This is a genomic window from Celeribacter marinus (assembly GCF_965656515.1).
GTDB lineage: Bacteria > Pseudomonadota > Alphaproteobacteria > Rhodobacterales > Rhodobacteraceae > Celeribacter > Celeribacter marinus_D.
Genome location: NZ_CBFHKW010000011.1, coordinates 7,897 through 32,633, shown reverse-complemented (window position 1 = coordinate 32,633; position 24,737 = coordinate 7,897). Strand labels below are relative to the sequence as shown.

Sequence of the window (24,737 nt, the reverse complement as noted above, 5' to 3'; positions counted from 1 at the left end):
TTGATCGGATTTAGGCGTGCGATCAGCCCTTGATCTGGACCAAGGCGTGACGCTTTTTCCCCGCGCTGAGTTTCATCGGCGTGGCCAACATGTCGGCGGTGATCATCAGCCCTGCGTCCTTTTGGTCCGCATCGTTCACCTTTGCGCCATTGTCCGAGAATAGGCGTTTCGCCTCTTTGCCAGACCCCGCAAGGCCCGAGCGCACGAAAAGCTGCACGATGGAAATGCCGTCTCCGATCTCGTCGGCGGTTAGATCAAGCGTGGGGAGATCATCGCCCATGCCGCCCTTTTCAAACACTTCGCGCGCCGTGGCCTCTGCCGCCGCTGCCGCGTCCGCGCCGTGGAGCAGCGTGGTGACCTCATTGGCGAGGATGATTTTTGCCGCGTTGATCTCGGAGCCTTCAAGCGCGCCGAGGCGTTCACATTCGTCCACGGGCAGCTCGGTATAGAGTTTGAGGAAACGGCCCGTATCGGCGTCCGTGGTGTTGCGCCAGAACTGCCAGAACTCGTAGGGTGACAACATATCAGGGTTGAGCCAGATCGCCCCAGACAGGGATTTACCCATCTTTTTGCCGTCCGATGTGGTGAGCAACGGCGAGGTCAGCCCGTAGATTTCATGGTCCAACACGCGCCGCGTCAGGTCGATCCCGTTGACGATATTGCCCCATTGATCCGAACCACCCATTTGTAGCAGGCAGCCATAGCGGCGATTTAGCTCAAGAAAATCATAGGCTTGCAGGATCATGTAGTTGAATTCGAGAAAGCTCAGCGATTGTTCGCGGTCCAGACGCGATTTCACGCTCTCAAACGATAGCATTCGGTTGACCGAGAAATGCCGCCCGATGTCGCGCAGGAATTCGAGGTAATTGAGATCTTCCAACCATTCGGCGTTGTTGAGCATCAGCGCCTTGTTGTCCGCCTCTGTGTCGTAGTCGATATAGGCCGAAAACACCTTTTGGATGCCCGCGATATTCGCGTTGATCGCCGCATCATCAAGGAGCGGACGCTCATCGGCGCGAAAACTCGGGTCGCCCACTTTGGTGGTGCCGCCGCCCATGAGGGTGATCGGTTGGTGACCGGTTTTTTGCAGCCACCGCAGCATCATAATCTGGATCAGCGAGCCGACATGAAGCGAACTGGCTGTGGCGTCAAAGCCGATATAGGCGGGGACAACACCCTTGGCAAAGGCTTCATCGAGGCCTTGATAATCCGTGCAATCCGCAAGAAAGCCACGTTCAATCATCACAGCCATGAAGTCCGATTTAGGGTGGTAGGTCATCGCGCTCTTTGTCCTTTCAAAGCCTTGGTGCGGCCTGATATATCTGGGCAAAGACCAAAGGGGAAGAGTGGTATGGGGCACGAGGGGCGCAGTGAGCCGATTTGGGTGGCGGGATGCATGTCGGGGACGTCCCTTGACGGCGTCGATGTGGCATTGGTGCACACCGATGGGGTTGAGATTATTGCCTTTGGCGACAGCCATTTTCGCGCCTATGCCCCTGAGGAACAATCGCTTTTGCGTGCGGCCCTTGGCACTTGGGATGCGCCCGCGCAGACGGTGGAACTGATCGAGACTGCCCATGCCGAAGCCCTGTCATGCCTCACGGAACCCTTTGACTTCATTGGATTTCACGGTCAGACCTTCAACCACGATCCCGACAATGGCCGCACCTATCAGGCGGGCGATGGCGCGGTTTTGGCCGAGGTGATGGGCGTGCCGGTGGTGTGGGATTTTCGATCGGCGGATGTTGAAATGGGCGGGCAGGGCGCGCCGCTTGCGCCGTTTTACCACCATGCTTTGGCACGCCATATTCGCGCCACGTCCCCCGTGGTCTTTCTCAACATGGGCGGTGTCGGCAATCTGACGTGGGTGGACCCCGCCGTGGCCGATCCCGCCGCACAGGGCGCACTGGTGGCATTTGACACCGGGCCTGCCAATGCGCCCGTGAACGATCTGATGCAGGTGCGCCGTGGGCAACCCTATGATCCGGGCGGCGCATTGGCCGCGCAGGGCACCCCCGATATGGAGATTGTGGCGCAAGGATTAGAGCACAGCTATTTTTTGAAAATTCCCCCCAAGTCATTGGACCGTAACGATTTTAGCGGCGTTCTGACAGCGGTCGAACATCTATCCGATGCGGATGCCGTAGCCACGCTCACCGCCTTTGCCGCCGCCTGTGTCGCTCGTGCGATGGAGCATTGCCCGCGCCCGCCCGAGGCGGTCTATGTCTGTGGTGGCGGGCGGCACAACGCGACCCTTATGGCCATGCTTGCGGCCGGAATCGATTGCCCCGTTGAGGCGGTTGAGGCGGTCGGTTTGGACGGCGATATGTTGGAGGCGCAGGCCTTTGCCTACCTCGCCGCACGCGTCAAACGCGGCCTGCCAACCTCAGCCCCAAGCACCACAGGCGTCGCTGCCGCAATCGGCGGCGGACGGGTGTCGCGCCCATGATATAAAAAAAGCCCCACCAAATGGCGGGGCTTTCGTTGTTGCGTCAAGCGGTTATGCTTACTTCTTCAGGATGCTTTTGCCTGCGTATTCAGCTGTTTCACCGAGCTGTTCTTCGATGCGGATCAGCTGGTTGTATTTGGCCATACGGTCGGAGCGCGACAGGGAGCCGGTTTTGATCTGGCCGCAGTTGGTGGCGACAGCGAGGTCGGCAATTGTGGCGTCTTCGGTTTCGCCCGAGCGGTGGCTCATCACGTTGGTGTAACGCGCGCGGTGGGCCATATCGACGGCTTTGAGCGTCTCGGACAGGGTGCCGATCTGGTTCACTTTGACGAGCATGGAGTTGGCCACGCCTTGGTCAATGCCGTCTTTGAGGCGCTTGGGGTTGGTCACGAATAGGTCATCGCCCACAAGCTGGATTTTGTCGCCGATTTTGTCGGTGAGCAATTTCCAACCGTCCCAATCGTCCTCGTCCATGCCGTCCTCGATCGAGATGATCGGGTAGTCGGCGCACAGCGCAGCAAGGTAGTCTGCGTTCTCGGCGGAGGTCAGTGATTTTCCCTCGCCTTTGAGTTCGTATTTGCCGTCGACGTAGTATTCGGAGGAGGCACAATCGAGCGCGAGGTAGATGTCCTCACCCGGCTTGTACCCTGCTTTTTCGATCGACTTCACAATGAAATCAAGTGCTTCTCGTGCGGAGTTGATTGCGGGGGCAAAGCCGCCCTCATCACCGATACCGGTGTTGTAGCCCGCGTTCGACAGCTCTTTTTTCAGAGTGTGGAACACTTCGGCGCCCATGCGGATCGCTTCTTTAACGTTCGCCGCAGAGACGGGCATGATCATGAATTCTTGGATGTCGATGGGGTTGTCGGCGTGTTCGCCGCCATTGATGATATTCATCATCGGCACGGGCAGAACGCGCGCGGAGGAGCCACCGATATAGCGGTAGAGCGGTAGCGCGGAGTAATCAGCGGCGGCTTTGGCTACAGCAAGCGAGACACCGAGGATGGCGTTTGCGCCAAGGCGGGCTTTGTTCGGGGTGCCGTCCAGCTCGATCATCGTGGCGTCAATCGCCTCTTGTTCGGTGGCGTCCATGCCAACGAGAGCTTCGGCCAATTCGCCGTTCACCGCCAACACGGCCTCAAGCACGCCTTTGCCAAGGTAGCGCGATGTGTCGCCGTCACGTTTCTCAACGGCTTCGTGTGCGCCTGTGGATGCGCCTGATGGCACCGCCGCGCGGCCCATTGTGCCGTCTTCGAGGATCACGTCGACTTCGACGGTCGGGTTGCCACGGCTGTCGAGGATCTCGCGGCCGATAATGTCAATGATGGTGCTCATGGGGTGTGTCCCTCTCTCGGTGAGTTAAATCTTGGGCCAGTTGATTGCTTGATACCACCCGTGACGCCCACGTCAACGTGAACGACGCTAACAAATGGCGTTGTATGTGATAGCGGTAACATTTTTGTGGCGGTTTGTGCAAATCCGGTGCGCGTTACGCGGCACGGCCTGCCCGCGCCAACTGGCGTTCACGCATGAAGGTGTAGAGGCCCGCGCTGATGATGAGGGCCGAGCCGATCAGCATCGGTAGGTCGGGGCGCTCCGAAAACACCACCATGCCCGCGATGATTGAGAACACGAGGCGCGTGTAGCGAAACGGCATGATAACGGCGGTCTCGGCGATGCGCAGTGCGGTGACAAGGAGGAAATAGCCAACAACAGAGACGGTTGACGCGATGCTCAACAAGACCACGGAGGACACGTCGGGGACCACAAGCGGGGTTTGCGCAAAGCCGGTGAGCAACACGCCTGCGGGTACGACTGCGGCAAAGGCTTGGAACCCGATCAGGGTGGAGGGCACCGCGACATTGACCGAGCGCGTGACGAGGTCGCGAAAGGCAATCAACACGACCGTGGCCAGCACCAAAAGCGTGGCGGGATCAAACTCGGACGCACCGGGTCGCACAATGAACAACACGCCGGAAAAGCCGACCAAAATCGCGGTCCAGCGCCGCCATCCGACCTTTTCACCCAAAAACAGGGCCGCGCCTAGGGTGGTGGCCAAGGGTGTGGTTTGAAACACAGCCGCCACGGTCGACAGATCGACCAGTGCAAGGGCGGTGACAAAGGTGACTGCAACCGCCCCCTCGGACAAGCCCCGCAAAATCAACAGCGGCGTCCAATAGGAGGCGACAAAAATCCGGTGGCCCTTGCGCAGTGTCAGGCCGAGGAACACCGCCGCGCCGATAAATCCCAATCCGATCAGAATTTGGCCCACAGGCACATCGGCGGAGATCACTTTGAGGAGGGTATCCTCACATGTGAACGCGGCCATTGAGCCCAAAATATACAAGATGCCGCGCGAGTTTTGCATGTCAAATCCAATGAAGAATACGGCGCACCGTGTCATGCACGGCGCGAGGTGCCAAGAGGTCAAAAGGGGGAAGGGAGGTGTTTTAGGTCTTTTTCACACCGTAAAGCTCAAGGCGGTGTCCCTTAAGGGCGTACCCGAGTTTGGCCGCGATGCGGTCTTGGAGAATTTCGATCTCGGGGTCGTAGAACTCGATCACTTTGCCCGTATCCATATCGATCAGGTGGTCGTGATGGGCGCGGTCCGTGGTCTCGTAGCAGGCGCGTCCGTAGCCGAAATCATGACGCTCAAGGATGCCTTTCTCCTCAAACAATTTCACCGTGCGGTAGACCGTGGCCAAGGACAGTTTCGGGTCTTTGCGCGCGGCGCGTGCAAAAAGCTCGTCCACGTCTGGGTGATCTTGTGCCTCTTCGAGGACAGCCGCGATCACGCGCCGTTGCTCGGTCAGGCGTAGGCCTTTTGCCTCGCAACGTGCTAAAATGGTGTCGGTCATGGTCGCTCCGTCCTGCTGTCGTCATAGTAAAAAATTGCGGGCGCGGGGTCTAGTGCGATTGCGAGTCATGTCGCAACTGGCGCGGGCTCAGACGCGCGGCGACGATCCCATTGCCAGATCGGCCCAAATGGGGAGGTGATCGGAGGCGCGGCGGGTGATTGCCGTTTCGACCACGCCCGCATCGCGCAGATCAAGCCCGTATGGCACGGCAATGCGGTCAAGGGCCGCCATGGGGCGCGCCGCGTGAAACGAGCGCCCAGGGGCAATGACGTCAAATGCATCGCGCAACGGGTCAAGCCCGCCTGTGCGTGACCATTCGTTAAAATCGCCCAAAATGACGGTCGGACGCGCATCCAGTGTCGCCAGATGCGCGCGGATGGCGTGCAGTTGCTTTTGACGTGAGGCGCGCAACAGGCCCAAATGGATGCCGACCACACGCAGCCCGTCCAGATCAACCGCCACGGCGCCGCGCGGCTCCAATCCGGGTAAATCAATGCGGTGCGTGGCGTGCGCAATCCTATCTTTGCGCACCAAAATGGCATTGCCGTGCCACCCCAACGAGACGGGCGATGTCGCAACAGGCAGGGCAATGAAATCCGTGTGAGTTTCGATCATACGCGCGGGCAGGGCGGCGGGGCGCGCCCCCAGTCGCATATCGGCCTCTTGCAAGGCGACCACATCCGCGCCCAAGCCGTTGATCACATCCAAAACCCGCGCAGGCGCACGCATGCCATCTGTTCCGCGACATTTGCGCAGGTTGTAGGAGGCAAGGCGCATCGCACCGGTTTGGGTTTTGTGCAACATAGGATTAAGATAGGGATATGGCGTTGCAATTACACCCCCGCGTGGGGCCGCAACGTCGCCCGTCGATCGCTGTCCACTCCTGTATGTCCAAAAGGCTATATGCACGTGTTCATTTCCCTCGCCACCTTTAAAGCTGTTCTCACATCCGTGCCGCGCCCGACATGGCTCATCTGGGTGTTGCTGTTGGTCGAATTTGGTGCGGGGGTTTGGACGGGGCGGTTTACGGCCTCGTTTGTGGCGCTTGGCACGCTTATGCTGACGCTCGCACCGATCTTTTTCGCGCGCAGATTTCATATTTACGTGCCGCGTGGATTTATGGGGATGATCATCCTGTTTATCTTTGCCACGTTGTTTTTGGGCGAGGTGGATGACTTTTACGAGCGCTATTGGTGGTGGGATTTAGCCCTGCATGGCGGGTCAGCGATCGGTTTTGGCCTGATCGGCTTCGTCGCTATGTTCATGCTGTTCCAAGGTGACAGGTTCGCCGCACCACCCCTCGCCATCGGTCTTTTCGCGTTTTGCTTTGCGATGTCGATCGGGGGGCTTTGGGAAATCTTTGAATATCTGATGGATCAGGCATTCGGCACCAATATGCAAAAGTCGGGCATCGACGATACGATGGGCGATCTCATGGTCGACGCCTTGGGCGGGTTCATCGGCGCGGGCGCGGGGGTGCTTTATTTGTGGTATGAGCGCGGGGTGTTCCTATCGGGATGGATCGGCGATTTCATCACGCGCAACCGCCGATTGTTCTCCAAATACCGATCAAAGTAGCCGGTTATGTGCCGCAAAATGTAGCGGGGACGATCTCTGCGCGGGTGGGCGGGGCCATCAGATCGAGGTCGGCGTCCGCGACATCAAATGGTGTGACCAGAACGCGGGCCAATCGGTGTGCCTTGCTAAAATCGCCGTCTGTTGCGGCCACAATCGCCTCTTCCAAACGGTGTGTGCGCGGGATCACCTGTGGGTTGGCGCGCGCCATTGCGGGGCGGTCCGGCGCGCTGTCCACCCGTGCGTTCCAGCGCGCATTCCATGCATCAAAGGCAGGGCGGTCAGTGAATTCGTCGCGGGCTTTATCACTGCCCAACCGCGCAAACACATTGGCGAAATCCGCGCCAGTCGCGGCCATGAGGCTCAAGAGATCTTGTGCCAAATCTTCGTCGCCGTCGCGCGGCTGCGCAATCCCAAGCTTGGCCGCGAACACATCGCGCCATGCAGCTTGATACAGGGCGGGAAAGCCGTTCAACACGCCTGTGAGCGCCTCAATGGCGGCGTCTTGGCTGCCTGTTTCCTGCGTCAGCATGCCGACAAAGCATGTCCCAAGTTGGGCGAGGTTCCAGCCGGCAATATTGGCCTGTTGATCAAAGGCATAGCGACCATATTGGTCGATGGAGGAATAGCGCGCGGTGGGCGTATAGGCGTCGATAAAGGCGCAGGGGCCGTAATCAATCGTCTCGCCCGCGATGCTGGTGTTGTCTGTGTTCATTACGCCGTGGACAAACCCCAGACCCATCCAGCGTGCAATCAGACGTGCTTGGGCCGCGACAATCGCGCTGTACAGCTCCAACATCGTGCGGGCCTGTGGATAGTGGCGGTCGCGCACATGTTCGGCCAACAGGCGTAGCCCCTCGTCGTCCTCTTGTGCGGTGAGATATTGGAAGGTGCCCACACGGATGTGTGACGCGGCTACGCGGGTCAACACCCCACCGGGGTAGGCGCGTTCGCGTTGGACACGCTCGCCCGTGGCCACAGCCGCCAAGGCGCGGGTGGTTGGCACGCCGCACGCGGCCATAAACTCGGAGACGATGTATTCGCGCAGCACCGGCCCAAGCCACGCCCGCCCGTCTCCATTGCGCGAATAGGGCGTGCGCCCCGCGCCTTTGAGTTGGATGTCAAACCGGCCCTGATCAGTGACCACTTCGCCAAGCAAGATCGCGCGGCCATCGCCCAATCGCGGCACCCATCCGCCGAACTGGTGCGCGGCGTAGACCTGAGCCAATGGCTCGGCCCCGTCAGGAATCACATTGCCCGCAAACACCGCCGCGTCCCGCTCGGTCACACCCAAAGAGCGCGCCAGATCGTCGTTGAACAAGATCATCTGCGGCGCTGCGACGGGATCGGGATCGATACGCGCAAACAGGCGGTCGGGCAGGCGGGCGTAGGAGTTGTCAAAATCGGTCATGTGATCTCATTTAGCCCCGCTTTGCGGTGCGTAAAGGGGTTAAAGCGTGGCGAGACGCGCCGTCAGCAAGGTAAAAAACGCATCCGCATCCGCGTCCCCCATGAACATCGCATTGGGCGCACGGTCGGTGACGCCCCACCAATCGGCCACAGTCATGCCGCGCGTCAACTCCGATCCTGTTTCGATCTCGACGTTGATGAAGCGGCCCGAAAATATCTGCGGCGCGATGAGATAGGCGATCACGGTCGGATCATGCAGCGGGCCACCCGCCGATCCGTATTTCTCGATATCGAAGCGTTCAAAGAAATCGAGCCATCCCGCAACCACATCGCCCACATGATTGCCAAAGGCCTCAAACGCCTCAAGGCGCGGTTTGGTCACAAGCACTTTATGCGTGACGTCAAGCGGCATCACCGTCAATTTCGCGCCTGATTTAAACACAATATCAGCGGCTTCTGGGTCGACGTAGATGTTGAATTCGGCGGCGGGGGTGATGTTGCCCACCTCGAAATAGGCGCCCCCCATCAGCACGATCTCTTGGACACGTTCAATGATGTCGGGGGCTTTGGTGAATGCGGTGGCGATGTTCGTCAGTGGTCCCATCGGGCACAGCGTCACCGTGCCTGCGGGCTGTGTGCGTAGGGTGTCGATGATGAAATCCACACCGTGTTGCTCTTGTAGGGGCATCGTGGGGGCGGGCAATTCAATCCCGTCCAGACCCGTTTTGCCGTGCACATGTTCGGCGGTGACAAGCGTGTGGGCCAGGGGACGGTCGCAACCGGCAAAGACTTTGACATCGGGGCGTCCGGCAACTTCGCAGATTTTGCGGGCATTTTCGCTTGTACGCGCAATCGGCACGTTTCCAGCGACCGCCGTGATGCCCAACACGTCGAGTTCGCGCGAGGCAAGGGCGAGCAAAATTGCGACCGCATCGTCCTGTCCGGGATCGGTGTCGATGATGATTTTGCGTGCTATGTTGCTCGGGTGTGTCGTGGGCATGTGCGGCTCCGTGGCTGTGGGTCGAGTGTCCACAGTGACCACGCCGCGTTGGGATGTAAAGCGCTCAGCGGCGGGTTTGACGTGATCCGTCTGCACCGCGCACAACGATGCGTGTGACGCCCTCGAGTTGGGGGAAGGTCAGCGAATATGCCACGGTAATGCGGCGTTGTTGCGCCGTGCCAAGGGCGGGGGCGGTTTCGGGCGCGGATATGCGGAAATCATAGGTCAATGTGCCCTGTTCCTCATTGGCGACAGGGACGAGTTGCGCGTCATAGTAGCCAAGTGTCGGCACAACGCCCGTTGCCGTGACAATCGCGCCGGATGTGGAGCGCGCAATCGTGATGTCCGCGACTGATGGCACCAATGGGCGGGTGTCGACAAATGCGGGATATCCCTTGCGCGGGGCCAGTGCCTTTAGAACAACGGCTGTTTGCCCCTCTGCGGTCGTGGCGGTCACGGCCTCGGATTTGCCGAACCAGTTGAGAGGGTTGAGGTTGGATGAGCCGAGTGAGGCACAGCCCGATAGGCCAAGCACAACCAGTCCACAAAGTAACACCTGACGCCGCATCTGATTTCCCCTTGGCCACAATTGTCTCGTTGCAAAAGGCGTAACGGATGTGGCGCGCGTTGAAAAGGGGGCGCGGTATTGGCCTGTGCAGATCTGGACGTCTGTGTCGTGGCGGATTATGTGTCAGACAAGCAAAAAGGATGATCCACCATGGCCAATGCCCGTTTCGAAGACCTCGTTGATACATTCGAATTTCTGGACGACTGGGAAGATCGCTACCGTCATGTGATTGACATGGGAAAAGCGTTTCCCGCGATGGATGAGGCGCTCAAAGTCGCGGCGACCAAGGTCGAGGGCTGCGCCTCCCAAGTCTGGATCGTGCCCACTGTTGAGGATGGCACGTTTCAATTCCAAGGGGCGTCTGATGCGATGATCGTCCAAGGGCTGATTGCGGTGTTGCATGAATTATACGCGGGTCTGACGGTGGATGAGGTGCGCGGTGTTGATGCCGTGGCCGAGCTGTCGCGTTTGGGTCTTAATGAGCATTTGTCTGCGCAACGCTCCAACGGGTTGCGTGCGATGGTTGAGCGGATTGAGGAAACTGCGGCGCGGGCGGCCTAGCGCCGCCTGGGGCCGCTTAAGGTGTCAAAAACCGGTCAAGATCGCCGTAGCCTGTGACCCTGCGCTCAAACGCAAGGCCAAGCCTGTGCGCGCATCTCTGTGCCGTAGCTGTGAGGTCCGCATCCTCTGTCTGGGCCAGATAGACCAGTTTTTCGTAATTGCCGAAATACATCTCCAACAGGTCGGGATAGCGATCCAGCCCCAAAGGCCGCCACACAAAGGCGTCGAATTGGCGGGCGAGAAAGTCGGTGAGGTAGAAACTTGTGACTTCGCCGCGCGCCGCAAACACCTCGGACCCTTCAAAAAACGAATAACAATGGGGGGCATCTATCATCTGTGCCCCGTATTTCTTGCACAAATCGAACAATTGCCCGCCCGTGCCACAATCACCGTAGGCGACAAGGATGTGATCATAATCCGCGCGGTGTTTGAGGATCGTGGCCTCAACAGCGGGTGTGATTTTGTCGGGCGTATTGTGCAAAATGGCCGGCAGGCACGTCAGGGTCAGATGCGATAGTCCGTTGGCCTCGATCAGGGCGAGGACTTCGCGGGCCAGCGCGCCGCACGCGATGACAAGCGTTTTGCCCGCCCCGAAACGCACAAGGCCCCGCTCGCGCAGGGCCTCGTCGCTTATGTCCGAATGCGCGCTCACGCTTGTGGTTGGCGTGCCGCGATCAGACGTTTGGCAGTCTCGACCGCAATCGCCGCATCATCGCAATAGGCATCCGCGCCAATGGCCGTGCCGAACTCCGCATTTAGCGGCGCGCCGCCACACAGCACGATGTATTTGTCGCGCAGCCCTTGGGATTTCAGGCTCTCGATCACGGTTTTCATGTAGGGCATGGTCGTCGTCAAAAGGGCAGACATGCCAATGATATCCGCACCTTCGGCCTCTGCCGTGCCGATGTATTCGGACGCTTCGGTGTTGATACCAAGGTCGATAATTTCGAAACCGGCTCCCTCCATCATCATCGCGACGAGGTTCTTGCCGATGTCGTGAATGTCGCCCTTGACCGTGCCGATGACCATTTTGCCCATCTTTGGCGCGCCAGTTTCAACAAGCAGCGGCTTGAGAATGAACATGCCGCCCTTCATGGCTTGCGCGGCTTTGAGCACTTCGGGGACGAATAGAATTCCATCACGGAAATCATTGCCCACGATCTGCATCCCTGCGACCAAAGATTTGGTCAGGATGTCGTAGGGGGTCCAGTCGCGGTCCAACAAGATGCGCACGCCCTCTTCGATCTCTTCTTTGAGACCGTCATACAGGTCGTCCATCATCTGTTCGCACAGATCGGCATCGTTGAGGTTAGAGAGGACCAGATCGTCGTTGTCGTCAGACATGTGCGTATCCTTTTGCGCCCGCTTTGCGGTGTCGTCAGGAGGGAAAGCGGAACAGTCGTCCCGCCACATCAATCAATTAGCTACGGCGCGCGCGGCGCCCTGTGCGTTCGCGCGCAGCGGGCCCCTTGTCGTCGGTGCCATCCGAGGCCGATGAAAACCCGCCAAGCGTTTCAACAATTTGCTCGAGCGTTGGACGTTCACCGCGTGGGCGGGTCTCAAGGGCGGCTTTCATTGCCACCAGATGCTCGGGCGTGGTGCCGCAACATCCGCCAATAATCCGCGCACCCGCATCGCGTGCCAGACAGGCGTAGTCCGCCATCAATTCGGGGGTGCCATCATAGTGGATGTGGCCGTCCATGTAGCGTGGAATGCCTGCGTTGCCTTTGGCAATGATCGGGCGTTCGTGGCCTTGTGCGGCAAAGCCAAGCACCGTGCGCATCAGATCGGACGACCCCGTGCCACAGTTGGCGCCGTAAGCCACAGGCGGGGTTGGCAGTTTCTCGACCATATCGGACAATTGCGCCGATGTGACGCCCATCATGGTGCGTCCAGCGGTGTCAAACGACATGGTGCCGACCCACGCAAGGCCCGCTTTGGTGGCGCCTTCGGCGGCGGCGGTATATTCTTCGGGGGCAGAAATAGTTTCGATCCATGCGACATCTGCGCCGCCCGCTTTGAGACCCTTGGCTTGTTCATAGAACATCTCGACAGCCGCATCGTAGGTCAATGTGCCCATCGGTTCCATGATTTCGCCTGTTGGTCCCATCGATCCTGCCACGATGACGGGGCGTCCTGCGGCGTCTGCGACTTTGCGGCCAATCGCTGCGGCGGCTTTGTTCAATTCGAACACGCGATCTTCGGATTGGTGCAGTTTGAGGCGCGCAGCGGTGCCCCCAAAGGAGTTGGTCAGAAAAATGTCTGACCCCGCATCAACCGCCCCTTGGTACAAGGCCTCGATGTTTTCAGGTTTGTCGACATTCCAAAGCTCGGGCGAGTCGCCCGATTCCAGTCCCATGTTGAACAAGGTGGTTCCCGTCGCGCCATCGGCCAAGAGCCAGTCGCGGGTCTCAAGCAATTTGGTCAGGGCGTCTGTGGTCTGGGGCGCGGTCATGGGTGGGTCTCCGAATGTGGACAAGAGCACGCACCCAATGGTGCGCACCCGATACGTGTGGCGCCCATGTGCCATGTGGGAGCGGATTTGGCAAATTCATTCCCGTCATAACGATTATGAGGCGGGTATGTGCCGGCGTGGGCTGTCGATTACTTTGGCGGTCGCGCGCGGCGTTTGAACGCGTGCCTCATGGGGTGTGTGGCAAAGCGGCTTGCTTTCATCGGGTTGGAGGCGGTCTTTGGCGGTGGCGCGGTGATCCGTCGCATGATGTCCATGGCCGCCACACTGAGGGCGAGACGCGAGGGGGCGGCCAGATAGAGCGTTTCCCATTCGGGGCCAAAGGCGGATTTGAACCGGCGCAAACCGGACGCGCCGGATTTTGCGAGCATCTTGGTGCGCAGGTGCGCGAGCAGCGGGTTTGCATCCGGCCCCGCCCATGGCACGGCGGCGAGAGAGACGCGCGGACACCCGTAGGCCTTGGCGGTCTCGATGGCATCGACGATCAGCTGTTGGATCGTGCCGTCAGGAGCCTCATCGGTTTGGCGCATCAGATCGAGGGTCATTTCCGCGCGGGTCTCATGGAAGGTGACAAAGGCCACAAGGCGCGTATCGCGGTAGGCCAGAAACACACGTTGGCACGTCACATAGTCGCGTTGATATGTCCCCATGGAAAAGCCGCGCTCGCCGCCGCGGGCCTCTTTCCACGCTTGTGCCACGCGGTCCATGTCATCAAGGGGCAAGACGCGTCCGCCCTCGCATGTGGTGATCTGTGCCTCCGCGACTTTGCGCAAGACACGGCGCAACTGTCGGCGGCTTGATCCGTCGATGGAAAAGGTCGCGGGCGTGATCCATGCCTCTTGGCCGGTGGGAATGACGGCCCATCCCGCACGGCGCGCAGAGGCGGCCATACGCTTCCCGCATTTGTAGATCGCGGGCATTCTGAACCGGTCGCGCGCGGTGCGGGTCAGGGCGTCACGGGCCGCTTTGGGGCATCCTGTGCGCGCTAACGGGTCCGATAGCATCACAAGCGATTGTCCAATGGGCGCGGCCAAGGCCACAGCGATGTCGGTGTCATCGCGTAGGACGGAAAAATCACGTGTGCGCAAGAGGTTGGCCTCGGCGCGGGGGGCAAAGAACACTTGGCGTTCCAACTCGGGTGGCAAAAACGGCGAATGGGACGTGCGCAAGAGGCGCGGCTCTGTGGCGAGGTTGCACTTGCGCGGCCCGAGCACGACAATCACCGCCGACAGCGCCGCAGGGAGTAAATAATACACGGCGCGAAACGCCAAGACCGAGCCAAGCAACACTTCGAGCGGGATCGCGGGCAACAGATTGGCTAACGTGGCCTCGAACGGGCCAACCCCGCCAGGGGTCGAGCCGATGAGTCCCGCGCCAAGGGCAAACAAATAGGCCGAAATCGCTTGTGCAATCGAGACGGCAACGTCTGGTGGCAGCAGAATGAAGAACGTGGCACCTGCGAATATGGTATCAATCCCCGCAAGACCCACAACCGTGGCCATGGTGCGCAGGGAGGGCCACGGCATGCGCACGAGGGGCGCGGGGGGGTAGACGGAGAGCGCGGCCATGGTGCCGGCAAGAGCAATGGCAAGGGTGGCCAATGTCTTCATCCACGGTAATTCGGGTTGCAGGAGCAACACCGCGAGAGCCGCAACAATTGCCCATCCTGCCAAAAACGAGAGCGCCACCGCCCCTGAGAGGCGCAACGACTGCCACAGGGTCAGTTCGGGCAAAAGACGCCACCGGATCAAACTGCCAGTGAGAGCGCCAAAGCCCAAGAATTGCGAAAGGCCAATGGCGGCAATTCCCGTGCGGCGCGCGGCGCGGCGTGAAATCCCTGTATCGAGTTGGGCATGCAGCACAGCATCATAGCGCCCCACCGCCCAAAAACTAATGGCGGCAAAGACCAGCGATAGCGCCCAATTGGCAGGGGCGATATCACGGGCTGCGGCGTGTATAGCCCCAAGATCAAGCGCTGCGGCATGATCCCAAAACACCCATCCCATCACCACGACCATCCCTAGCGGGATCACCTGTTTGCGCGCAAGGTCACGCCACCTGACACCCGTCCCGCCGTGCCCGACAAAAGAGGCATCTGACGGAAGGGGCCGATTGGGTGCGGGCACCTCGGTGACGGCACTTTGGTCAAGAGAAACGTGGCGCATAGCCTGTGGCGTGCTCCGATACGGGATATGTTGAGACACAGCTATAGATATCCATTCGCGAAGATCGGGTTAACTGGAGGGCGATCGTTTGGGGAGATTTGCGCGCAGGGGCAGGTGAGCGGGGCGCGGTGGACGATCCTGCACAGGTTTGCGGCGTGACGGGCGCAGGTTTGCGCAATCAGCGGCAAGGCAGCGGTCGCCAAAACAGTCTGGCAAAGCGCGAACACACAAAAGACCCGCAGATGAGTGCGGGTCTTGTTTTTACGGGCGCTTTAAGCGCGCCCTCTAAGAGCCGCCTGTTTAGTGCTCTTCGAACAGTTGGGTTTTGGCAATGGCGAGACAGTTGGCGCGTTTGGCGCGGATCTCGTCATCCGTGGCTTTATCGCCAAGATCGCCTGCAACTTTGCGGATCACATCGTCGTGGCCGGCTTCTTCGAAATCGGCTTTGATCACTTCGAGGGCGTATGCATCCGCGTCAGCGCCGGTTTTGCCGAGCATTTCAGCGGCCCAAAGACCCAACAATTTGTTGGCGCGGGCATCAGCCTTGAACACCATTTCGGCGTCATGGGCGAATTTGTTTTCAAAGGCGGATTCGCGTTCGTCGAACGTGGACATGGTGTTCTGTCTCCCCAGATTGGATGTTATCGTATTATATGACCGCCCAAGCCCGCAGGTTCAAGACGCGAATTGTCGATTGCCGCCGATGATCCTTGGGCGCATGCGGTGCGGATCGCGTCTATCAGGGCGCGCGGCCAAGCACGCGTCCTTGCCCCTGCGGCCCCCTTGGCCTAAAGATCGCCTAACGATGGCGCTCTCTCGTGATTCTGCGCCGTGCAATCTATTGGAGGCCCATATGGCGCGCCGTAAAAAGATTTACGAAGGCAAAGCAAAGACACTCTATGAGGGTCCAGAGCCAGGCACCATTGTTCAGTATTTCAAAGACGATGCGACCGCGTTCAATGCCGAAAAGCGCGCGACCATCGAGGGCAAGGGGGTGTTGAACAACCGCCTGTCCGAGTTCTTTATGAACGGGTTGACCAATCTTGGTATTCCCAACCACTTTATCCGCCGTCTCAACATGCGCGAGCAGCTGTGCCGCCAGTGTGAGATTGTCCCGCTCGAAGTGATCGTGCGCAACTATGCCGCGGGTTCGATGTCCAAGCGTCTGGGGATCGAAGAGGGCACACGACTGCCCCGTCCGATCATCGAGTTCTCTTATAAGGATGACGCACTGGGCGATCCGCTCGTGCCTGAAGAATACATCATTGCCTTTGGGTGGGCCTCACAACAGGACATGGACGATATCGTCGCCTTGGCCCTGCGGGTGAATGATTACCTGTCGGGTGTGATGTACGGTGTTGGCATCAAACTGGTTGATTTCAAAATCGAGATCGGTCGCGTTTGGGATGGTGATTTCATGCGCCTGATCGTGGCTGACGAAATTTCGCCTGACAGCTGTCGTTTGTGGGACATCGAAAGCGGGCAGAAGCTCGACAAAGATGTGTTTCGCCGCGACTTGGGCAATCTCACCGATGCCTATACCGAAGTGGCGCGCCGCCTTGGCGTTTTGCCGACGAATGGCCCTGTTGCCAATGGCGACAAGCCGACACTGATTAACTGATCCTAAAGACAAGAAGGTTTGACCCTATGAAAGCCCGCGTACACGTTATGCTGAAAACCGGTGTTCTGGACCCACAAGGCGCCGCCGTGCAACATGCACTTGGTGCGCTGGGGTTTGCAGGCGTCAACGAAGTGCGCCAAGGTAAGGTGATCGAACTTGATCTGGCGGATGGCACGTCCGAGGACACGATCAAGGACATGTGCGAGAAACTCCTCGCCAACACTGTGATCGAGGGCTACTCGGTCGAGCTGCTGTAAGCACGCCGACATCTCACTCTCTCAATGAGCCGCTCCATTCGGGGCGGCTTTTTGTTTGCGCAGGTCTTGTTTGCGCACAGGGGGAGTTGCACGTTGTGGCGTTGACGGATGCGAGGTGGCGCGCAAAGGTGGTGTGACGCCACTCACCTTAGGAGACCCCAATGCGCGCAGCCGTTTTAAGAGAGTTCAACAAGGATCTGGTGATTGAGGACGTGCCAATGCCAGAGTGTCCGCCTGACGGTGTGGTGCTCAAGGTTCTGGCGTGCGGCGTGTGTCGCTCTGACTGGCACGGCTGGGTTGGAGAGCATCCGCGTATCAAGCCCGGTCAGATTGGCGGACATGAGTATTGTGGCGAGGTGGTCGAGGCGGGGCCAATGGCCACCTATAAACTGGGCGACCGCGTGGTTGCGCCGTTCATTCTGGCCTGTGGCAAATGTCCCGCCTGTCACTCCGGCCATTCCAACACCTGTCCCGATCAACGTTTGCCGGGCTTTATTGAGCCGGGGGCGTTTGCGCAATATGTCGCGGTGCCGTTTGATCACAACCTGACCTTGTTGCCCGAGGGGCTATCGCCCACGGTTGCGGCGGGGCTTGGCTGTCGTGTCACAACCGCGTGGCACGCGTTGACCGACCGTGCGGCTCTGATGGGCGGGGAATGGTTGGCGGTGCATGGCACGGGCGGGGTCGGCCTATCTGCGGCTTTGCTTGGCAAAGCGCTCGGCGCGCGGGTGATCGCCGTGGATATTGTCCAAGACAAGCTGGATCACGCTGTGGGCTTGGGCATTGATTACGGCGTGAACGCGTCTGGTGGCGATGTCGCCGCACAGATCAAGGAGATCACGGGCGGCGGGGCGCATGTCTCCGTCGAGGCCTTGGGGATCAACCAGACTGTGCAGGCCTCCATCGATTGTCTGCGCCCACTGGGGCGTCACGTACAGGTTGGGATGCCCGTGGGCCACACCGCGACGATGCAAATCAATATGAACACGGTCTACATGGGCAATCTGGCGCTCTATGGCACGCGCGGGATGCCTGCGCACCGCTATCCATCGCTTTTGGCGCTGATTGAGGCGGGCATGGTGGATTTTACGCCTCTCATCGCGCGCGAGATCAAATTGTCGGAAACAGGCCGCGAATTGGCGGCCTTCAACGGTCCAACCCCGCCTGGCGTGGCCGTGATTACCGATTTTCTCAATTGAGAGGCGCGCCATGACGCCAATCCACTTGAACGCGGGGGTGGCCTGCTTTATTGCGGGCGCCAAGACAGACCAATGCGACACCTAAGGGCGCATCCCGCGCCGTTGTACCCCTGCTGACCTATCGGAGACGCCCCATGAAAGCTGCCGTCCTGCAATTCCCCGGTTCGAACTGTGATCGCGATATGGCTGTGGCCCTGCGCAATGCGGGCGCGGATGTCACGATGGTCTGGCATAAGGATGCACAATTGCCAGAGGGGCTTGATATTGTCGGTGTTCCGGGTGGATTTTCCTACGGCGATTATTTGCGTTGCGGGGCCATTGCGGCCAACTCGCCGATCACCACCGCGCTCAAGGCGCATGTGGAGCGCGGCGGCTATGCCTTTGGGATTTGTAACGGCTTTCAGGTGCTGACCGAGGCAAAACTCTTGCCCGGTGCGTTGCTGCGCAACCAAGGCGTCAAATACATCTGCAACACCCAAGAGTTGATCGTCGAGACCACCGATAGCGCCTATACCTTCGAGTATGCACAGGGTCAGCGTATCCAGATCCCGATTGCCCACCACGATGGCAATTACACCGCCGACAAAGAGACGCTTGACCGTCTTGAGGGCGAGGGCCGTGTGGCGTTCCGCTATGGGGCCAACCCCAACGGCTCCGACCGCGACATTGCGGGGATTTTGTCCGAGAACCGCCGCGTGCTTGGCATGATGCCTCACCCCGAGCGGGCCGCCGAGGCAGCGCAGGGCAATGAGGACGGCAAAGCGTTCTTTACCTCCTTGCTCTCGGCTGTTGTCAGCGCCTGATCCGAGCGACTACCCCGCGACCTCACATCCAACCCCGCCGCGATCTCTCTGATCCCAAGCGGAAAACCGCCAGATCACTGGGCGGGGCGCAAAACCCGTCTCGCTACCTCTTGCAGGTCCGGCGCGCTCCTGCGTAACGTCCGCATATGAGTGAACACGGGCTTTCAACGCCAAACGGCACCGCAGAGGTATCCGACGCGTCTTTGACGTGGCTCGGACGTTTGGCGATCGCGGGGTTTGTGGCGGTGGCGATCGCGGTTGTGTGGTTTTCGAACCTGCTGCTGACAGAGCGCTATACAATTCTGACCCGCAACCGCGCCGAGGTTCGTCAGGCGCTCTATGCCGGCAACTTGATCTCCGAATTACAGCGCAATTCTATTGTGCCGCTGTTGTTGTCGCGTGACCCTGTTTTGGCCTCGGCTTTGTCGACGGACGATTATGTCACGACCTCGCAGCACCTGATCACCTATGTGGATGAAATTGGCGCAGCATCTTTGCTATTGCTCGATGAGTCTGGCCGCGTTGTGGCCGCGACCGACCGTGCCGAGTTGGGCCGAAACGGACGTTTGAGCCCATATTTCGTTGATGCGTTGCGCTCGAATGACACCACATTTAAGGCGGCAAAACTCGACAGCGGGGCGTATGAGTTCACTTATGCGCGCCGCATTGAGGTGGGCGGTGTTCTAGCGGGTGTGATCGTGGTCGAGGTGGATTTGGCCAAGTTTGAAACCCAGTGGGCGAGTATTTCGGACGCTGTTTTGGTGGTCAATTCCGAGGGCGATATCATCCTGTCGACCGAGCCGAAATGGCGCGCACGCAAAGAGGCGGAGGCCTTGGACGTGCGTGACGCACCCACGGCGATAGAGCGGGCGCTGCGGGCCACTTCGGAATGGTCCAACCCCGCGCCTGAGGTCTATTTGGGCGGTGAGGCCGTGATGCGGTTGGAAAGCCGTATCCCGTTTCGCGGGTGGCGCATGGCGTCCTTTACCACGTACACCTCTGTGCGTGAGCGGGTGAACGGGGTTCTTGCCCTTGAGATTATGGGGTTTGCGATCCTGCTGTCGCTCGGGTTCTATCTAACGTCGCGGCGCGCGGTCTCTCGTGCGGGTCTATTTCAACGCGAAAGTGCCGAATTGCGCCAGTTGAACACACGGTTGCAGCGTGAGATTTCGGAGCGCAAGCGGGCGGAAAAGAACCTTGAGGTTGCCGAGCAAACCCTTGCACAATCAAGTAAATTGGCCGTTTTGGGGGAGATGTCGGCGGCGGTCAGTCACGAGTTGAACCAACCGCTTGCGGCGATGAAGACCTATCTGGCGGGGGCGAAATTGCTGTTGCAGCGCAAGCGCCCTGATGAGGCCTTGGCGTCCTTTGGCCGTGTCGATGATCTGATCGAGCGGATGGCGGCAATCACCAAGCAGTTGAAGTCCTACGCCCGTAAGGGATCGGAGCACCTTGAGCCGATTGATTTGCGCGATTGTGTCAATGCGGCCATGTCGATGATGGAGCCGCAAATGCGCCAACGCGCGGTGGAGATCACGCGGACCTTGCCGCCTGAACCGGTTGTGGTCGACGGGGACCGTGTGCGCCTTGAACAGGTGCTCGTAAACCTGCTGCGCAACGCGTTTGATGCGGGTAAAACCGCGCCCGATCCACAGATCGATATTATTGTTGCAGGGGGGGCACATGCCTCTGTGTCGGTGCGCGATAACGGGTCTGGGATTGAAGATCTCGATACTTTGTTCGAGCCGTTTTACACCACCAAAGCTCCTGGGGACGGGGTAGGGCTTGGCCTTGCGATTTCGTCGGGCATTGTGACCGAGCTTGGCGGACGTTTGACCGCGCACAACCGACCCTCGGGCGGCGCGGTGTTCGAGATGATCCTCCCCTTGTCCAAACAGGACGAGGATGATGACGATGCGCAGACGCCAAGCGTGCGCGCGGCGGAATGATCCGCTCTGCGCGTGTTGTGAATTTAGAATTTTAAGACCTCAAAGAGGAAGTGACCAATGGCCAGTGCAATGAAAATCGCGATTGTGGATGACGAACAGGACATGCGCCAGTCGATCAGCCAGTGGCTCGCCCTGTCGGGGTTTGACACCGAAACCTTTGCCAGTGCCGAGGACGCGGTGAAGGGACTTGGTCCCGATTACCCCGGCGCCGTGATCACCGATATCAAGATGCCCGGCATGGACGGGATGCAGTTCCTCAAGAAGCTGATGAGCGTGGATAGCGGGTTGCCCGTCATTATGATCACAGGCCACGGCGATGTGCCGATGGCGGTGGAGGCGATGCGCATTGGCGCGTTTGATTTCCTTGAAAAACCGTTCAACCCCGACCGGATGACCGAACTGGCCAAAAAGGCCACGAATGCGCGGCGTCTGACCCTTGATAACCGCGCGTTGCGCCGTGAATTATCGGGGGGCACGGGGATTATGAACAAGCTCATCGGCGCGTCCGATGTGATGGAGCGGCTGCGCGAGGATATTTTGGACCTCGGTCAAGCCGACAGCCATGTGTTGATTGATGGCGAGACGGGCACGGGCAAGACCCTTGTCGCGCACGCGCTGCACGCAGTGGGCGCGCGGGCCTCTAAAAAGTTCGTTATGTTCTCATGCGCGGGACGCGAAGAGGCGGAGTTGTCCAAGCGTTTGTTTGGCCCTGATCCCGATGGCGCGGCGCAACCGCTGATCGAGGAGGCCCGTGGCGGCACTTTGGTAATCGAGGATATAGAGGCGCTGTCCGAAGGATTGCAGGCGCGTCTGCTCACATGGATCAACGAGCAAGGCACACCGCCCGAAACCCGTGTGATCGCGATTTGTAACTTGCAAGAGCAGGGGCGCACCTGCGAAAGCGCCCTGCGTCCCGATCTCTATTTCCGTCTGGCCGCGATGAAAATCACCACGCCGCCGCTGCGGTCACGCGGCGAGGATATCTTGTCGTTGTTCACCCAGTTGAGCCAACAGTTCTCCGAGGAATACGGCTGTGACGCGCCCGAGATCGCCGCACAAGAGGCCGCGCAATTGTTGCAAGCCCCGTGGCCGGGCAACATCCGCCAGTTGATCAATGTGGCCGAACGTGCCGTGTTGCAATCGCGGCGCGGGTCGGGGTCGATTGCCTCCTTGCTCTTGGCCGAGGACGATTCCGCGGAGGCCCAAACCATGACCACGGACGGCAAACCGCTCAAGGAATATGTCGAGGCGTTCGAGCGGATGTTGATCGATAACACCATGCGCCGCCACAAAGGATCGATCGTGGCGGTGATGGACGAGTTGTGTCTGCCACGGCGGACATTGAATGAGAAAATGGCCAAATACGGCCTGCAACGGTCCGACTATTTGGGATAGCGGGCCGCGCGCCGATGTGGCGCCACGCCTAGATGTGGTCGCCCGTCCGTGATCGCCCCCTGTGGATAAAACGGGCGCGCACGAAATTGCGTGTTGTGTTCATGGGGTTGGATCACTACTGATAGGGGACGCAGGTCTCGTATAACGCCACCTTTGGGTTCGTTTTAACGGGAAACCGCGACGAAAGATTCGCTGCATACGTGTGCAGGACGCGACCTTGACCCCGTGAATGAGCGGGCAGGTCCACCGCCCGTAGCGCAGACCGATACCGCCCCACGGCATGACAAAACCGTTTGGCAATGAACGCTCGAACCCACGCTAAAACGGGAACGGGATCTTAAAATGGGCGACGGGTGGCACGGTGTCACACGGACGCCGGAGAAAAACGCGATGCAACGCGCAGAGGCAAATAGAGAGCAAGTGACGGGCGTTTTCGCCCGCGCGCTCTTGCCCGCGCATTCGCTCGCCCCTGACAATCACCCGAACCTGCACTCCTTGGCGCTTGCGCTGGAGGGTTCACTTTTGGGTGTCGAAAGACAATTATGGCTAAAAAAATGCTTATCGATGCCACCCACGCGGAAGAGACCCGCGTTGTGGTGGTCGACGGAAACAAGGTTGAGGAATTCGACTTTGAATCGGAAAACAAACGTCAGCTCGCTGGCAACATCTATCTCGCAAAAGTAACACGAGTCGAACCCTCGCTTCAGGCGGCGTTCATTGATTATGGCGGAAACCGTCACGGATTCCTCGCGTTTTCCGAGATTCACCCTGATTATTACCAAATCCCTGTGGCAGACCGTGAGGCCCTGCTCAAAGAGGAAATGGAATACGCCAAACAGCAAGAAGAAGAAGATGAAGAGCGCGAAAAGTCCAAGCGCGGTGGCGGTCGTCGTCGTCGCACCTCGTCTTCGCGTTCGCGCGGCCAATCTGTAGCCGCCGATGCCGTGTCGGGTGATGCGGTGGAGACCAAAGAGGTCGACGCCCCATCCGATGCTGCGCCAAGTGGTGAAGGTTCAAGTGGTGAAGCGGCCTCAGATAACGGTGCAACCGGCGTCAAAGGCATGGACGTGTATGAGCCGGAAGCCTCCGAAGCGGATGCGCTGATTGCAGACGACCACGCGCCCGCAGACGAACACGCGCCCGTAGACGAGGGCACATCGCCCGCGTTTGCGGTGGCAGATACGCCCGTTGAAGAACCCGTTGAGGATGACGCCTCTGAGGATCAGTCCGGTGAGGATCAGTCCGACGACAATGATGATGACGATGCTCAAAGTGCTGCAGACAAAGACGATGACATCGAAAGCGTGGCCGACGATGACACCGCCGAAGAGGTGCGCCGCGTGCGTAAACCCCGTCCGCGCCGTTACAAAATCCAAGAAGTTGTAAAAGTCCGTCAAATTCTGTTGGTTCAGGTCGTTAAGGAAGAGCGCGGCAACAAAGGCGCGGCTTTGACCACCTACCTGTCGCTTGCGGGTCGCTACTGTGTCTTGATGCCAAACACCGCGCGCGGGGGCGGCATTTCACGCAAAATCACCAATGTGGCCGACCGTAAGAAACTCAAAGAGATTGCCCAAGAGATCGACGTGCCACAAGGTGCGGGTCTGATTGTGCGCACTGCTGGCGCACAACGCACCAAGACCGAGATCAAACGCGACTATGATTACCTCAAGCGTATGTGGGAGCAGATTCGCGAGTTGACGCTCAAATCCACCGCGCCCGCGAAAATCTACGAAGAGGGCGACCTTATCAAACGCTCGATCCGCGATCTTTATTCGAAAGAGATCGACGAGGTCATCGTTGAGGGCGAGGGCGGGTTCCGCATCGCCAAAGACTTCATGCGGATGATTATGCCGACCCACGCCAAAAACGTGATCAACTACAAAGAGCAACTGCCGTTGTTCGCCCGTTATCAGGTCGAAACCTACCTTGGTTCGATGTTCAACCCGACTGTTCAACTCAAATCGGGTGGCTACATCGTCATCGATTGGACCGAGGCGCTTGTCGCCGTTGACGTCAACTCGGGACGTGCGACCAAAGAAGGCTCGATTGAGGACACCGCGCTCAAGACCAACCTAGAGGCCGCCGAAGAGGTGGCCCGTCAGGCCCGTCTGCGCGACCTTGCGGGTCTGATCGTGATCGACTTTATCGACATGGAAGATCGCCGCAACAACGCGGCCGTTGAAAAACGTCTCAAGGATCATTTGAAAACCGACCGTGCGCGCATCCAAGTGGGCCGCATTTCGGGCTTTGGTTTGCTTGAAATGTCGCGTCAACGTCTGCGTCCGGGCATGTTGGAAGCCACGACACAGCCGTGTCACCACTGCCACGGTACGGGTCTGATCCGCTCTGATGACAATATGGCGCTCACGATCCTGCGCCAGTTGGAGGAAGAGGGCACACGCAAACGCTCGCGCGAAGTGCTGCTTAAGGCGCCGGTTGCGGTCATCAACTATT

General features: G+C 59.3%; 23 protein-coding genes. 10 read left to right on the top strand and 13 right to left on the bottom strand.

The window, feature by feature from the left end; all coding sequences use genetic code 11:
* Positions 1 to 22: 22 nt before the first annotated feature.
* On the bottom strand, positions 23 to 1,279 hold the full coding sequence (tyrS, locus tag ACTG34_RS04290; protein ID WP_342842678.1) for a tyrosine--tRNA ligase: 1,257 nt from the start codon (positions 1,277 to 1,279) through the stop codon (positions 23 to 25).
* A gap of 72 nt (positions 1,280 to 1,351) precedes the next feature.
* On the opposite strand from tyrS, the gene ACTG34_RS04285 reads away from it, so the two are divergent.
* Positions 1,352 to 2,449: an anhydro-N-acetylmuramic acid kinase gene (locus ACTG34_RS04285; RefSeq protein ID WP_439103772.1), complete on the top strand. Its 1,098-nt coding sequence runs from the start codon at positions 1,352 to 1,354 to the stop codon at positions 2,447 to 2,449.
* Positions 2,450 to 2,506: 57 nt separating this feature from the next.
* Here ACTG34_RS04285 and eno read toward each other — a convergent pair whose 3' ends face one another.
* The 4 genes from eno to ACTG34_RS04265 all read right to left on the bottom strand — a co-directional run bounded on the left by eno (position 2,507) and on the right by ACTG34_RS04265 (position 6,111).
* A complete protein-coding gene (gene eno / locus ACTG34_RS04280; protein ID WP_439103771.1) occupies positions 2,507 to 3,784 on the bottom strand; it encodes a phosphopyruvate hydratase in 1,278 nt (425 codons plus the stop codon).
* Between the two features lie 154 nt (positions 3,785 to 3,938).
* Entirely contained in the window at positions 3,939 to 4,817 is an 879-nt protein-coding gene (locus ACTG34_RS04275) for a DMT family transporter (protein WP_439103770.1), read from the bottom strand.
* A gap of 82 nt (positions 4,818 to 4,899) precedes the next feature.
* Positions 4,900 to 5,307, bottom strand: coding sequence for a Fur family transcriptional regulator (locus ACTG34_RS04270; protein ID WP_439103769.1), 408 nt, complete (start codon positions 5,305 to 5,307; stop codon positions 4,900 to 4,902).
* Between the two features lie 87 nt (positions 5,308 to 5,394).
* Complete coding sequence (locus ACTG34_RS04265; protein WP_439103768.1) at positions 5,395 to 6,111, bottom strand: endonuclease/exonuclease/phosphatase family protein; 717 nt, start codon at positions 6,109 to 6,111, stop codon at positions 5,395 to 5,397.
* A 105-nt stretch (positions 6,112 to 6,216) separates the two neighbouring features.
* Between ACTG34_RS04265 and ACTG34_RS04260 the strand changes: the two genes are divergently transcribed.
* The gene (locus tag ACTG34_RS04260; protein WP_439103767.1) at positions 6,217 to 6,885 is read left to right on the top strand and encodes a hypothetical protein; all 669 of its coding nucleotides are present in this window, start codon (positions 6,217 to 6,219) and stop codon (positions 6,883 to 6,885) included.
* A 4-nt stretch (positions 6,886 to 6,889) separates the two neighbouring features.
* Here ACTG34_RS04260 and ACTG34_RS04255 read toward each other — a convergent pair whose 3' ends face one another.
* From ACTG34_RS04255 to ACTG34_RS04245, 3 genes are all read right to left on the bottom strand, one after another.
* The gene (locus ACTG34_RS04255) at positions 6,890 to 8,293 is read right to left on the bottom strand and encodes a protein adenylyltransferase SelO (RefSeq protein WP_439103766.1); all 1,404 of its coding nucleotides are present in this window, start codon (positions 8,291 to 8,293) and stop codon (positions 6,890 to 6,892) included.
* A 39-nt stretch (positions 8,294 to 8,332) separates the two neighbouring features.
* Positions 8,333 to 9,292 (bottom strand): nucleoside hydrolase, encoded by a 960-nt coding sequence (locus ACTG34_RS04250; RefSeq protein ID WP_439103765.1) that lies wholly within the window; start codon positions 9,290 to 9,292, stop codon positions 8,333 to 8,335.
* Positions 9,293 to 9,356: 64 nt separating this feature from the next.
* The gene (locus ACTG34_RS04245; RefSeq protein ID WP_439103764.1) at positions 9,357 to 9,860 is read right to left on the bottom strand and encodes a hypothetical protein; all 504 of its coding nucleotides are present in this window, start codon (positions 9,858 to 9,860) and stop codon (positions 9,357 to 9,359) included.
* Between the two features lie 150 nt (positions 9,861 to 10,010).
* Here ACTG34_RS04245 and ACTG34_RS04240 point away from each other — a divergent pair, with 150 nt between their 5' ends.
* The gene (locus ACTG34_RS04240; protein ID WP_439103763.1) at positions 10,011 to 10,421 is read left to right on the top strand and encodes a SufE family protein; all 411 of its coding nucleotides are present in this window, start codon (positions 10,011 to 10,013) and stop codon (positions 10,419 to 10,421) included.
* A 16-nt stretch (positions 10,422 to 10,437) separates the two neighbouring features.
* Here ACTG34_RS04240 and ACTG34_RS04235 read toward each other — a convergent pair whose 3' ends face one another.
* The 5 genes from ACTG34_RS04235 to ACTG34_RS04215 form a co-directional block, all read right to left on the bottom strand.
* Positions 10,438 to 11,073 (bottom strand): DUF1638 domain-containing protein, encoded by a 636-nt coding sequence (locus ACTG34_RS04235; RefSeq protein WP_439103762.1) that lies wholly within the window; start codon positions 11,071 to 11,073, stop codon positions 10,438 to 10,440.
* Positions 11,070 to 11,765: a corrinoid protein gene (locus tag ACTG34_RS04230; RefSeq protein ID WP_439103761.1), complete on the bottom strand. Its 696-nt coding sequence runs from the start codon at positions 11,763 to 11,765 to the stop codon at positions 11,070 to 11,072. The genes ACTG34_RS04235 and ACTG34_RS04230 overlap by 4 nt, the downstream gene beginning before the upstream one ends.
* 76 nt (positions 11,766 to 11,841) lie before the next feature.
* Positions 11,842 to 12,876 (bottom strand): betaine--homocysteine S-methyltransferase, encoded by a 1,035-nt coding sequence (gene bmt / locus ACTG34_RS04225; RefSeq protein WP_439103760.1) that lies wholly within the window; start codon positions 12,874 to 12,876, stop codon positions 11,842 to 11,844.
* 149 nt (positions 12,877 to 13,025) lie between these two features.
* A complete protein-coding gene (locus tag ACTG34_RS04220; protein WP_439103759.1) occupies positions 13,026 to 15,059 on the bottom strand; it encodes a phosphatidylglycerol lysyltransferase domain-containing protein in 2,034 nt (677 codons plus the stop codon).
* A gap of 300 nt (positions 15,060 to 15,359) precedes the next feature.
* A complete protein-coding gene (locus ACTG34_RS04215) occupies positions 15,360 to 15,674 on the bottom strand; it encodes a DUF1476 domain-containing protein (RefSeq protein ID WP_439103758.1) in 315 nt (104 codons plus the stop codon).
* Between the two features lie 238 nt (positions 15,675 to 15,912).
* Here ACTG34_RS04215 and purC point away from each other — a divergent pair, with 238 nt between their 5' ends.
* From purC to ACTG34_RS04180, 7 genes are all read left to right on the top strand, one after another.
* Positions 15,913 to 16,680, top strand: a complete 768-nt coding sequence (gene purC / locus ACTG34_RS04210; protein ID WP_062218693.1) for a phosphoribosylaminoimidazolesuccinocarboxamide synthase — start codon at positions 15,913 to 15,915, stop codon at positions 16,678 to 16,680.
* Positions 16,681 to 16,706: 26 nt separating this feature from the next.
* A complete protein-coding gene (gene purS / locus ACTG34_RS04205) occupies positions 16,707 to 16,937 on the top strand; it encodes a phosphoribosylformylglycinamidine synthase subunit PurS (protein ID WP_342842663.1) in 231 nt (76 codons plus the stop codon).
* A gap of 161 nt (positions 16,938 to 17,098) precedes the next feature.
* Positions 17,099 to 18,136 (top strand): zinc-dependent alcohol dehydrogenase family protein, encoded by a 1,038-nt coding sequence (locus ACTG34_RS04200; RefSeq protein WP_439103757.1) that lies wholly within the window; start codon positions 17,099 to 17,101, stop codon positions 18,134 to 18,136.
* A 134-nt stretch (positions 18,137 to 18,270) separates the two neighbouring features.
* The gene (gene purQ / locus ACTG34_RS04195) at positions 18,271 to 18,939 is read left to right on the top strand and encodes a phosphoribosylformylglycinamidine synthase subunit PurQ (RefSeq protein WP_439103756.1); all 669 of its coding nucleotides are present in this window, start codon (positions 18,271 to 18,273) and stop codon (positions 18,937 to 18,939) included.
* A gap of 146 nt (positions 18,940 to 19,085) precedes the next feature.
* Positions 19,086 to 20,888, top strand: coding sequence for a sensor histidine kinase (locus tag ACTG34_RS04190; protein ID WP_439103755.1), 1,803 nt, complete (start codon positions 19,086 to 19,088; stop codon positions 20,886 to 20,888).
* A gap of 57 nt (positions 20,889 to 20,945) precedes the next feature.
* Positions 20,946 to 22,283 (top strand): sigma-54-dependent transcriptional regulator, encoded by a 1,338-nt coding sequence (locus ACTG34_RS04185; protein ID WP_062218682.1) that lies wholly within the window; start codon positions 20,946 to 20,948, stop codon positions 22,281 to 22,283.
* Positions 22,284 to 22,825: 542 nt separating this feature from the next.
* A partial coding sequence (locus tag ACTG34_RS04180) for an Rne/Rng family ribonuclease (protein ID WP_439103754.1) occupies positions 22,826 to 24,737 on the top strand: 1,912 nt, incomplete at its 3' end.

What these genes read in the sequence shown, in the direction of transcription:
- ACTG34_RS04250 (WP_439103765.1), bottom strand. Translation starts at nt 9,292, where the DNA reads ATGCCCACGACACACCCGAGCAACATAGCACGCAAAATCATCATCGAC.
- ACTG34_RS04265 (WP_439103768.1), bottom strand. Translation starts at nt 6,111, where the DNA reads ATGTTGCACAAAACCCAAACCGGTGCGATGCGCCTTGCCTCCTACAAC.
- tyrS (WP_342842678.1), bottom strand. Translation starts at nt 1,279, where the DNA reads ATGACCTACCACCCTAAATCGGACTTCATGGCTGTGATGATTGAACGT.
- ACTG34_RS04255 (WP_439103766.1), bottom strand. Translation starts at nt 8,293, where the DNA reads ATGACCGATTTTGACAACTCCTACGCCCGCCTGCCCGACCGCCTGTTT.
- ACTG34_RS04245 (WP_439103764.1), bottom strand. Translation starts at nt 9,860, where the DNA reads ATGCGGCGTCAGGTGTTACTTTGTGGACTGGTTGTGCTTGGCCTATCG.
- ACTG34_RS04275 (WP_439103770.1), bottom strand. Translation starts at nt 4,817, where the DNA reads ATGCAAAACTCGCGCGGCATCTTGTATATTTTGGGCTCAATGGCCGCG.
- ACTG34_RS04185 (WP_062218682.1), top strand. Translation starts at nt 20,946, where the DNA reads ATGGCCAGTGCAATGAAAATCGCGATTGTGGATGACGAACAGGACATG.
- ACTG34_RS04270 (WP_439103769.1), bottom strand. Translation starts at nt 5,307, where the DNA reads ATGACCGACACCATTTTAGCACGTTGCGAGGCAAAAGGCCTACGCCTG.
- ACTG34_RS04190 (WP_439103755.1), top strand. Translation starts at nt 19,086, where the DNA reads ATGAGTGAACACGGGCTTTCAACGCCAAACGGCACCGCAGAGGTATCC.
- purS (WP_342842663.1), top strand. Translation starts at nt 16,707, where the DNA reads ATGAAAGCCCGCGTACACGTTATGCTGAAAACCGGTGTTCTGGACCCA.
- ACTG34_RS04230 (WP_439103761.1), bottom strand. Translation starts at nt 11,765, where the DNA reads ATGTCTGACGACAACGACGATCTGGTCCTCTCTAACCTCAACGATGCC.
- bmt (WP_439103760.1), bottom strand. Translation starts at nt 12,876, where the DNA reads ATGACCGCGCCCCAGACCACAGACGCCCTGACCAAATTGCTTGAGACC.
- ACTG34_RS04200 (WP_439103757.1), top strand. Translation starts at nt 17,099, where the DNA reads ATGCGCGCAGCCGTTTTAAGAGAGTTCAACAAGGATCTGGTGATTGAG.
- ACTG34_RS04220 (WP_439103759.1), bottom strand. Translation starts at nt 15,059, where the DNA reads ATGCGCCACGTTTCTCTTGACCAAAGTGCCGTCACCGAGGTGCCCGCA.
- ACTG34_RS04240 (WP_439103763.1), top strand. Translation starts at nt 10,011, where the DNA reads ATGGCCAATGCCCGTTTCGAAGACCTCGTTGATACATTCGAATTTCTG.
- purQ (WP_439103756.1), top strand. Translation starts at nt 18,271, where the DNA reads ATGAAAGCTGCCGTCCTGCAATTCCCCGGTTCGAACTGTGATCGCGAT.
- ACTG34_RS04215 (WP_439103758.1), bottom strand. Translation starts at nt 15,674, where the DNA reads ATGTCCACGTTCGACGAACGCGAATCCGCCTTTGAAAACAAATTCGCC.
- ACTG34_RS04285 (WP_439103772.1), top strand. Translation starts at nt 1,352, where the DNA reads ATGGGGCACGAGGGGCGCAGTGAGCCGATTTGGGTGGCGGGATGCATG.
- purC (WP_062218693.1), top strand. Translation starts at nt 15,913, where the DNA reads ATGGCGCGCCGTAAAAAGATTTACGAAGGCAAAGCAAAGACACTCTAT.
- eno (WP_439103771.1), bottom strand. Translation starts at nt 3,784, where the DNA reads ATGAGCACCATCATTGACATTATCGGCCGCGAGATCCTCGACAGCCGT.